Origin of the sequence: Rhodoferax ferrireducens (assembly GCF_049302455.1) — a bacterium.
Classification (GTDB): domain Bacteria; phylum Pseudomonadota; class Gammaproteobacteria; order Burkholderiales; family Burkholderiaceae_C; genus Rhodoferax; species Rhodoferax ferrireducens_B.
This window is the reverse complement of sequence record NZ_JBAQMD010000046.1, coordinates 1-9,528: the sequence shown is the minus strand read 5'-3', so window position 1 is coordinate 9,528 and position 9,528 is coordinate 1. Positions and strand designations below refer to the sequence as shown.

The window sequence follows — 9,528 nt, the reverse complement described above, 5'->3', positions numbered from 1 at the left end:
TCTTCACTTCGATGAAAACCGTGAAAACACGCGCCGTTGCTGGGGTTGACGGGTTTTCTGTCAAGCACTATGTATACTTCGAAAAATCTGCTGGTTTTTGATACCATGCAGCAAAAAAACCAAGATTCCCCTTCTTTCAGGAAGTGCACCATGTCCTTACCAAGCGCCCGGCTTTCCATCGCCGCCCCCATCCCTCACCGGTCGCCCTTGCGCGGCCACCTTGCCTTGACCTCTCTGAGTCTTGCGGCCCTGCTGGCGGGCTGCGGCCAAAGCAGTACCGCGCCGGCGGGCCCCGCGGGCGGTATGCCGCCCGCCGAGGTGGGCGTGGTCACCGTCACCCCGGGCGACGTGGGTTTGATCACCGAGCTGCCCGGCCGGCTGGAGGCCTCACGCGTGGCCCAGGTGCGGGCACGGGCCGCCGGCATTCTGCAAAAGCGGCTGTTTGTTGAGGGCAGCAACGTGAAAGCCGGACAGGCTTTGTTCGAAATTGACGCCAGCCCCTACCAGGCCGCTTTTGCCAGTGCCCAGGGCAGCCTGGCCAGAGCCGAAGCCAACCTGATGCAAGCCAGTGCGCAGGCCGAGCGTTACAAACCCCTGGTCGAAGCCAAAGCCATCAGCCAGCAGGAGTTTGTCAACGCCCAGGCGGCTCAAAAGCAGGCTGAGGCCGACGTCGCCATCGGCAAAGCCGCAGTGCAGACGGCACGCATCAACCTGAACTACGCATCGATCACCGCACCCATTTCTGGCCGCATCGGCCGTGCCTTGGTGACCGAGGGCGCGCTGGTGGGTCAGGGTGAAGCGACGCAACTCGCGCTGATTCAGCAAATCAACCCGCTGTATGTCAACTTCACCCAATCTGCCTCCGAAGTGATGAAACTGCGCCGCGCCATGGATGCGGGTCAGCTCAAGCGCGCCGGTGCCCAGGCCGCCAGCGTACGCGTGGTGCTGGAAGACGGCACTGAATACGCCCGGGCCGGCAAGTTGCTCTTTTCCGACCTAACGGTCGATGCCAGCAGCGGCCAGATTACCCTGCGCGCTGAGGTGCCCAACCCTGCAGGCACCCTGTTGCCCGGCTTGTATGTACGCGTACGGCTGGAGCAGGCGCAGGCCAGCAATGCCATCACCCTGCCGCAGCAGGCGGTGACACGCTCGCCGCAGGGCGACTCGGTCATGGTGGTCGGTGCCGACGGCAAGGTCGCGCCACGCCCGGTCAAGGTCGGCGGCCAGCAAAATGGCCAATGGGTAATTCTGGACGGACTCAAAGCCGGTGAGCAGGTCATGGTGGACGGCTTCCAGAAACTGCGTGGTGATGCACCCGTGAAGCCCGTACCGTGGCAGGCGCCGGGTAGCGTGCCCGCCAAGGCAAGCAGCGCACCCGCTGCCGCCAGCGCGGCGTCCGCTCCAGCAGCGCCGGCCCCGGCCAGCGCGGCATCAAGCGCCGCACGCTAAGGAGCCACCTTCATGGCCAAGTTTTTTATTGACCGTCCCATCTTTGCGTGGGTCATTGCCTTATTCATCATCGTGATGGGCTCGGTTGCCATCACCCAGTTGCCGATTGCCCAGTACCCGCCGGTGGCGCCGCCCTCCATCGTCATCTCGGCCAGCTACCCCGGCGCCTCGGCCCAGACGCTGGAAGACAGCGTGCTCTCTATCGTCGAGCAGGAGATGAACGGCTCGCCCGGCCTGCTGTACATGGAATCGGTGGCGCAGGCCAACGGCACCGGCTCAATCACTTTGAGTTTTCAGCCTAGTACCAACCCCGACTTGGCCCAGGTGGATGTACAAAACCGCCTGAGCCGCGCCTCGCCGCGCCTGCCCTCGGCGGTGACGCAACAAGGCGTGCGGGTGGACAAGGCGCGCAGCAACTTCCTGCTGTTCACCATTCTCTCGTCCGATGACCCGGCGATGGACCCGGTCGCCTTGGGCGACTATGCCTCGCGCAACGTCTTGCCGGAATTGCAGCGCATCAACGGTGTCGGCCAGGCCCAACTGTTTGGCACCGAACGCGCCATGCGCATCTGGATTGATCCGGCCAAGTTGCAGGGCTATAACCTGTCAGCCAACGATGTCACCGCCGCCATTCGTGCCCAAAACGCCCAGGTGTCAGCCGGTGAAATTGGCAGCCTGCCCAATGTGGCGGGCCAGGGCATTGCCGCCACCGTGGTGGTGGGCGGCCAGCTCAACAGCGTGGCAGAGTTTGGCAATGTGGTGCTGCGCGCCAACACCGACGGCTCCAGCGTGCGGCTCAAAGACATAGCGCGCATTGAGCTCGGTGCCCAGGCCTATGCCACGTCAGCGCGGCTCAACGGCAAACCCTCCACCGGCATCGGCGTGCAGCTCTCGCCCAGCGGCAATGCGCTGGCCACGGCCAAAGCGGTGCGTACCCGCATGCACGAGCTTGAAAAATTCTTCCCCAAGGGCGTGACTTGGGCTATTCCCTACGACAGCTCGCGCTTCATTGAAACCTCGCTGCGCCAGGTGGCCGAGACCCTGCTGGAAGCCATCGCCCTGGTATTTCTGGTGATGTTTTTATTCTTGCAAGACTGGCGCCACACCCTCATCCCCACGCTGGTGGTGCCGGTGGCGCTGCTGGGCACCTTTGCCACCTTGCTGGCGATGGGTTTTTCCATCAACGTGCTGACCATGTTTGCCATGGTGCTGGTGATTGGCATTGTGGTGGACGACGCGATTGTGGTGGTGGAAAACGTCGAGCGCATCATGAGCGAAGAAGGCCTGCCGCCGCTGCTGGCCACGCGCAAGGCGATGGGGCAGATCTCCGGGGCCATCATCGGCGTCACCGTGGTGCTGATCTCGGTGTTTGTGCCGCTGGCGTTCTTCAGTGGCTCCATTGGCAACATCTACCGCCAGTTTGCCGCGGTGATGGGCGTGTCGATTGCGTTCTCGGCCTTCCTGGCGCTCTCCTTGACCCCTGCCCTGTGCGCCACGCTGCTGAAACCTGTTGAAGCCGGGCATCACCACGCCAAAACCGGCTTTTTTGGCTGGTTCAACCGGGGCTTTAGCAAAACGGCCAAGGGTTACGAACAAGGCGTGGCACGGATACTGCCCCATGCTGCGCGTTATCTGGTGATTTACCTCGCCATCCTGGCCGGCGCGGCGCTGATGTACCAGCGCCTGCCGACCTCGTTTTTACCCAACGAAGACCAGGGCACCATGCTGGTGAACGTGCAACTGCCACCCGGCGCCACGCGCGACCGCACGCTGGCGGTGATGGAGCAGGTGGAAGGCTTTGTGCTCAAGCAGCCCGAGGTGCAAGGCATGGTCAGCGTGCTGGGCTTCAGCTTCTCGGGCCAAGGGCAAAACGCAGCGCTGGCCTTCGTCACACTCAAAGACTGGTCCGAACGAAAAGGGGAAGGCAGTTCGGCGCAGGCCGTGGCGGGGCGCGCCTTTGGCGCTCTGTCGGGCATTCGCGATGCGTTCATCTTCCCCTTGAGCCCGCCGCCCATTCCTGAGCTGGGTGCCTCAAGCGGCTTCAGCTTCCGGCTGCAAGACCGCGCCGGTCTGGGCCACGAGGCTCTGCTGGGAGCGCGCAACCAGTTGCTGGGGTTGGCATCGAAAAGCAAAGTGCTCACCCAGGTTCGCCCCGACGGCCTGGAAGACGCGCCACAGTTGCAGTTGGACATAGACCGCGACAAAGCCAGCGCGCTGGGCGTGAGCTTTGATGCCATCAACGGCGTCATTTCAACCGCGCTGGGCTCGGCGTATGTCAATGACTTTCCCAACGCGGGCCGCCTCCAGCGGGTCATGGTGCAAGCCGATGCACCGGCCCGCATGCAGCCCGATGATTTGCTCAGGCTCAATGTGCAGGGCAACAAGGGCCAAATGGTGCCGCTGTCAGCCTTTGCCAGCACGCGCTGGGTGATCGGCGCCGTGCAAACCGTTCGCTACAACGGCTACCCGGCGATGCGTATCAGTGGCAGCGCCGCACCCGGCTACAGCACCGGTGCCGCCTTGGTCGAGATGGAAAAACTGGCGAGCCAATTGCCGCCCGGCTTTGGCTTTGAGTGGACCGGCACCTCGCGTGAAGAAAAACTCGCGGGCTCGCAGGCCATGATCCTGTATGGCTTTGCCATCCTCTCGGTATTTTTGTGTCTGGCCGCTCTGTATGAGAGCTGGTCCATTCCGCTGTCTGTGATTTTGGTGGTACCGCTGGGCGTGTTGGGCGTGATTGTGGCGACGCTGTTGCGCGTTTATGCCAACGACGTCTACTTTCAGGTCGGCCTGATCACCATCATCGGCTTGTCGGCGAAAAACGCGATTTTGATCATCGAATTTGCCAAGGATCTGCAAGCCCAGGGCAAGAGCGTGATTGCCTCGGCATTGGAGGCCGCCCACCTGCGCTTTCGCCCGATTCTGATGACCTCCATGGCCTTCACGCTGGGTGTGCTGCCGCTGGCCATTTCCAGCGGCGCCGGTTCAGCCAGCCAACGTGCCATTGGCACCGGCGTGATCGGCGGCATTCTGACTGGCACCTCGCTGGCGGTGGTGTTTGTACCAATCTTTTTTGTGGTGGTGCGCAGTCTGTTCAAAGACAGCGCGCGTCAGCAGAAATTACATGCAGAACAAGCCGAACACATGGGGGTGCATTCCCATGAATAACACCATGTCTATGAAACCGATACCGATATTGCTTTCTACCAAGGCCCTGAAACTGACCACGCTCACTTGCGCCCTCACCCTGGCGGGTTGCTCGATGATGCCGGTCTACGAGCGCCCCGCTGCGCCCATCGCTGCCCAGTGGCCCGATGCTTCGACTGCGACGAAGAACCAGGCCAGCATGCCCGCCGCCGATCTGGCGTGGCAGGACTTCGTCGGCGACACGCCCTTGCGCGAGCTGATCCGTCTGGCGTTGGCGAACAACCGCGACCTGCGCGTGGCCGTGCTCAATATGGAGCAGGTGCGTGCGGCCTACCAGATCCGCCGCGCTGATCAGTTCCCCACCCTGAACCTGGCGGCCACCGGCTTGCGTCAGCCCAATACCAATGGCAACGGTGGCATCAGCAGCGTCTATACCGCAGGCCTCGCGATGGCGTCGTGGGAAATCGACTTTTTTGGCCGCGTCGCCAGCCTGAAGGAATCGGCACTCGCGCAGTACCTGGCTTCAGATGAGGCGCGCCAAGCGGCGCAGACCAGTCTGATCGCCGCCGTGGCCAACACCTGGCTGAGCCTGCAGACCAACGACGAATTGCTGGCGTTGACGCAGCGCACGCTGGTCACGCGCGATGATTCGCTACGCCTGACCAAGTTGCGCCTGGACAACGGCGCTGCCTCGGCACTGGACTTCCGCCAGGCCGAATCGCTGACGGCGCAAGCGCGCGCCACCCTGGCCCAACAGCGGCGCCTGCGCGCGCTGGACGTGAACGCGCTCACGCTGCTGGTCGGGCAGCCGCTGCCCGACACGCTGCTGGCCACCTCGGCCACTGCACCGGTTTTCCACGACGTGCCCGCCGGCCTGCCGTCCGACCTGCTGACGCGCCGCCCGGATATCCGCCAGGCCGAGCAACAGCTGATCGCCGCCAATGCCAGCATTGGGGCGGCACGCGCAGCGTTCTTCCCGCGCATCTCGCTGACCGCCAGTGCCGGCAGCGCCAGCAGCGAGCTGTCCGGCCTGTTCAAGAACGGCTCCTGGGGCTGGACACTGGCGCCGCAAGCGCTGTTGCCGATCTTTGATGCCGGGCGCAACCAGGCCAACCTGGACGCCAGCAACGCGGGCCGAGACATCGCCGTGGCGCAGTACGAAAAAGCGATCCAGAGCGCCTTCCGCGAAGTGGCCGACGCGCTGGCCGGGCGCGCCACGTTGGACGAGCAGGTGCAAGCCCAGCAAGTGCAGCTTGACGCTGAAGCCGACCGCTTCCGCCTGGCCGATCTGCGTTACCGCAATGGCGTTGCCAGTTACCTGGACATACTGGACGCGCAACGCTCGCTGTTTGCCATCCAGCAGGGCGTGGCGCAAACCAAACTCGCGTATTTGCAGAACCAGGTCACTTTGTACAAGGCGCTAGGAGGTGGTGCAAGCGACGCCGACGAGCGCAATAAATCGTCTATTCAGAAGGACGTTAAGCCATGAATCGTCGCCTGTTGACACATCTGTTAGCCACGCTGCTGCTGGGCAGCGCAAGTCTGCTGGCCCTGCCGGTGCACGCATCGGAAGAGACCGCCGACAACTTGATCAAACGTCTGTTCACCGAGGTGCTCGACAGCCTCAAGACGGATAAATCCATCCATACCGGTGACCCGTCCCGGATCGTAGCGCTGGTGGATGCCAAGATCATGCCCAACGTCAACTTCCAGCGTATGACGGCCTCCGCCGTGGGTCCGGCCTGGCGGCAGGCCACGCCAGAGCAACGAAAGCGCCTGCAGGATGAGTTCAAGATTCTGCTGGTGCGCACCTACGCCGGAGCCTTGACCCAGGTCAGCGACCAGACCATTGATGTCAAGCCGTTGCGCGCAGCGCCGAACGACAAAGAAACCGTGGTTCGCACCGAGGTCAAAGGCCGGGGCGACCCCATTCAGCTGGACTACCGGCTGGAAAAAACCTCTGGCGAGGGGGCTGGCTGGAAGATTTACAACCTGAACGTGATGGGCGTGTGGCTGGTGGAAACCTACCGCAGCCAGTTTGCCCAGGAAATCAATGGCAAAGGCATTGATGGCCTGATTGCCAGCCTGAGCACGCGCAACAAGGCCAACGCCGGCAGATGATTCGAGCGGCATATACGTGACATACTATTCTTTTAATAGCATGTCACGTATATTCGACGGGGGCTAGCGGCCATATTCTTATAAACTTTTGGTGGCGCGCGCCAACTGTGTGATGCGTGCCCAGTCGCCTTGCGCCAGGGCATCAAAGGGCACCAGCCACGAGCCCCCCACACACAGCACATTGGGCAACGCCAGCAAATCGGGCGCGTTTTGCAATGTCACACCGCCGGTGGGGCAAAACTTGACGTCAAAAAATGGACCACTCCAGGCTTTAAGCATGGCCGGTCCGCCCGCTTGCAAGGCCGGGAAGAACTTCAACTCGGTAAAGCCAGCTTCCAGCGCCTGCATGATTTCGCTGCCGGTCGCCACGCCCGGCAACAGCGCCAAGCCCACATCGCGGCAAGCCTGACCCACGGCTGGGGTAAAGCCGGGACTCACCGCAAAACGGGCACCGGCCATGGCGGCCGCCTGGGCATCGGCGCGCGTACGCACGGTACCGGCGCCAACCACGGCTTCGGGCACTTCCCTGGCAATCGCTTCGATGCAGGCCAGTGCCTGCGGCGTGCGCAGCGTTACCTCCAGCATGCGGATGCCGCCGGCGACCAGGGCGCGTGCCATCGGCACGGCATGGGCGAGGTCGTTCAACACGATGACCGGAATCACCGGGGCGTCCTGCATCACCTGCAGGGCTGAAAATTTTTGGTTTGTGCTCATCGGCGTCTCCAGATTGATAGGGGGTGTTGATTCAAAACCAGGTGCAAGCACCATGCTCGGCGCTCGAAGCATTGCGCCGCATGCCGGCGAATAGTTCACGCCCCATGCCGATGCCGTTGGCGTGCCGCAAGGCTTCGGGCATTTCGTCCGGCGCACGGGCGGCCCAGGCGTCGGCAGAAATCAACACCTCCAGCGTGCCCGCCGTGGCGTCCAGACGAATCACATCGCCGTCGCGCACATTGGCCAGCGGACCGCCGGCGGCCGCTTCGGGCGAGACGTGAATGGCGGCCGGCACCTTGCCCGAGGCGCCACTCATGCGCCCGTCCGTCACCAGCGCGACCTTGAAGCCCTTGCCCTGCAACACGGCCAGCGGCGGCGTGAGCTTGTGCAGCTCGGGCATGCCGTTGGCGTGCGGCCCTTGCCAGCGCACCACACAGACCACGCCGCCGGCGGCGTTTTCCAGGCACATGCGGTCCAGCTCGCCGGCACCGAAGGCCACATGCAAGGCTTCCTGCGAGTCAAACACCCGGCAGGGGGCTTCAATCACATGGCGGTCATCCGGCACGGCGGAAACCTTGATCACACTGCGCCCCAAGTTGCCTTTGAGCAGCATGAGGCCGCCGTGCGGGCTGAAAGGCGCACTGGCCGGACGCACCACGCTGTCGTCTTTGCTGGCGCCGGCATCGACCCAATGCAGCGCCCCATGTCCATCCGGTGTGCCGGCGGGGATGCCGGTGTATTCGCGCAGACCGCCGGCGCGCACGGTCAGCACATCGGCGTGCATCAGCCCCGCGTCCAACAACTCCCGAATCACAAAACCGGGTCCGCCGGCGGCCTGGAACTGGTTCACGTCCGCGCTGCCGTTGGGGTAGACCCGCGTCAACAAGGGCACCACTTCCGACAGTTCCGAGAAATCGTTCCAATCAATCACGATGCCGGCCGCGCGGGCCACCGCCACCCAGTGAATCAGGTGGTTGGTGGAGCCGCCGGTGGCCAGCAAGGCCACCATGGCGTTGACAATGCAGCGCTCGTCCACGACCTGACCAATCGGCGCAAAGCGACGCGCCTTGGTGATGTCGAGCACGGTGCGCACGGCTTCGCGCGTCAGCTCGTCGCGGATCGCGTTGCCCGGGTTGACAAAGGCGGTGCCGGGCACATGCAGGCCCATGGCTTCGAGCAGCATCTGGTTGCTGTTGGCGGTGCCGTAGAAGGTGCAGGTGCCTGAGCCGTGGTAGGCCTTGGATTCGGCCTCCAGCAACTCGGGGCGCCCGACCAGACCTTGTGCGGCTTTCTCGCGCACCTTCGATTTTTCGTTGTTCGACAGGCCCGAGGTCATCGGCCCGGCCGGCACGAACACGGTCGGCAAATGACCGAAATGCAGCGCGCCGATCAGCAAGCCGGGCACGATCTTGTCGCACACGCCGATCATCAACGCGGCATCGAACGTGTCATGGCTCAGGGAAACGGCGGTGGCCATGGCGATGACGTCGCGCGAGAACAGGCTGAGCTCCATGCCCGGCGTGCCTTGCGTCACGCCGTCGCACATGGCCGGCACACCGCCAGCCACCTGGGCGGTGGCCCCCAGCCTGCGGGCTTCCACCTTGATGATTTCAGGGTAATGCTGCATCGGGGCGTGGGCCGACAGGATGTCGTTGTAGGCGTTCACGATGCCGATATTGAGCGCGCGCTCGGCCACCACGCGGAATTTGTCATTGATCGGGAGCGCGGCAAAAGCGTGCGCCACGTTCGCGCAGCCCAGCCGCTGCGCACCGGGTTTGCGCTGCGCGGTCTGCGTCAGGCGCTCAAGGTAGGCACTGCGTGTGGGCTGGCTGCGTTGGCGGATACGCTGCGTGACGACTTCGACAGTTTGGTTGAGTTTCATGATTTTGTTAAATGTTGGTAACTTAATTACATGGGCTATGTTACCCGGTCTGCGCGGTGTCTGGGTTTTTGACCTTTGCACTGATTTTTGCCGATATCCCCCCACTCACTCCCCCACCCCCTTGTATGCTGATAACAGGGAGGTTGGAGCAAGTTAATGAAATTTGTTTTGGGGAGTTATTCACAGCCTGTTGCCCCTCTGAGTTCGCAATTCGT

General features: G+C 63.1%; 6 protein-coding genes. 4 read left to right on the top strand and 2 right to left on the bottom strand.

Annotated elements, in window-relative coordinates:
* Window positions 1-150: 150 nt before the first annotated feature.
* From WA157_RS08585 to WA157_RS08570, 4 genes are read left to right on the top strand one after another with little or no spacing between them, the layout of a single operon-like run.
* Entirely contained in the window at window positions 151-1,449 is a 1,299-nt protein-coding gene (locus WA157_RS08585) for an efflux RND transporter periplasmic adaptor subunit (protein ID WP_422620542.1), read from the top strand.
* 12 nt (window positions 1,450-1,461) lie between these two features.
* A complete protein-coding gene (locus WA157_RS08580) occupies window positions 1,462-4,617 on the top strand; it encodes an efflux RND transporter permease subunit (RefSeq protein WP_422620541.1) in 3,156 nt (1,051 codons plus the stop codon).
* 4 nt (window positions 4,618-4,621) lie between these two features.
* The gene (locus WA157_RS08575) at window positions 4,622-6,085 is read left to right on the top strand and encodes an efflux transporter outer membrane subunit (RefSeq protein ID WP_422620540.1); all 1,464 of its coding nucleotides are present in this window, start codon (window positions 4,622-4,624) and stop codon (window positions 6,083-6,085) included.
* Window positions 6,082-6,717 (top strand): MlaC/ttg2D family ABC transporter substrate-binding protein, encoded by a 636-nt coding sequence (locus tag WA157_RS08570; RefSeq protein WP_422620539.1) that lies wholly within the window; start codon window positions 6,082-6,084, stop codon window positions 6,715-6,717. Before WA157_RS08575 ends, WA157_RS08570 begins: the two co-directional genes overlap by 4 nt.
* Window positions 6,718-6,795: 78 nt before the next feature.
* On the opposite strand, the gene eda is transcribed toward WA157_RS08570, so the two are convergent.
* Window positions 6,796-7,431 (bottom strand): bifunctional 4-hydroxy-2-oxoglutarate aldolase/2-dehydro-3-deoxy-phosphogluconate aldolase, encoded by a 636-nt coding sequence (gene eda, locus WA157_RS08565; protein WP_422620538.1) that lies wholly within the window; start codon window positions 7,429-7,431, stop codon window positions 6,796-6,798.
* Between the two features lie 31 nt (window positions 7,432-7,462).
* Window positions 7,463-9,313, bottom strand: coding sequence for a phosphogluconate dehydratase (gene edd, locus WA157_RS08560; RefSeq protein WP_422620537.1), 1,851 nt, complete (start codon window positions 9,311-9,313; stop codon window positions 7,463-7,465).
* Window positions 9,314-9,528 lie beyond the last annotated feature (215 nt).

What these genes read in the sequence shown, in the direction of transcription:
- WA157_RS08585 (WP_422620542.1), top strand. Translation starts at nt 151, where the DNA reads ATGTCCTTACCAAGCGCCCGGCTTTCCATCGCCGCCCCCATCCCTCAC.
- WA157_RS08580 (WP_422620541.1), top strand. Translation starts at nt 1,462, where the DNA reads ATGGCCAAGTTTTTTATTGACCGTCCCATCTTTGCGTGGGTCATTGCC.
- WA157_RS08575 (WP_422620540.1), top strand. Translation starts at nt 4,622, where the DNA reads ATGTCTATGAAACCGATACCGATATTGCTTTCTACCAAGGCCCTGAAA.
- WA157_RS08570 (WP_422620539.1), top strand. Translation starts at nt 6,082, where the DNA reads ATGAATCGTCGCCTGTTGACACATCTGTTAGCCACGCTGCTGCTGGGC.
- eda (WP_422620538.1), bottom strand. Translation starts at nt 7,431, where the DNA reads ATGAGCACAAACCAAAAATTTTCAGCCCTGCAGGTGATGCAGGACGCC.
- edd (WP_422620537.1), bottom strand. Translation starts at nt 9,313, where the DNA reads ATGAAACTCAACCAAACTGTCGAAGTCGTCACGCAGCGTATCCGCCAA.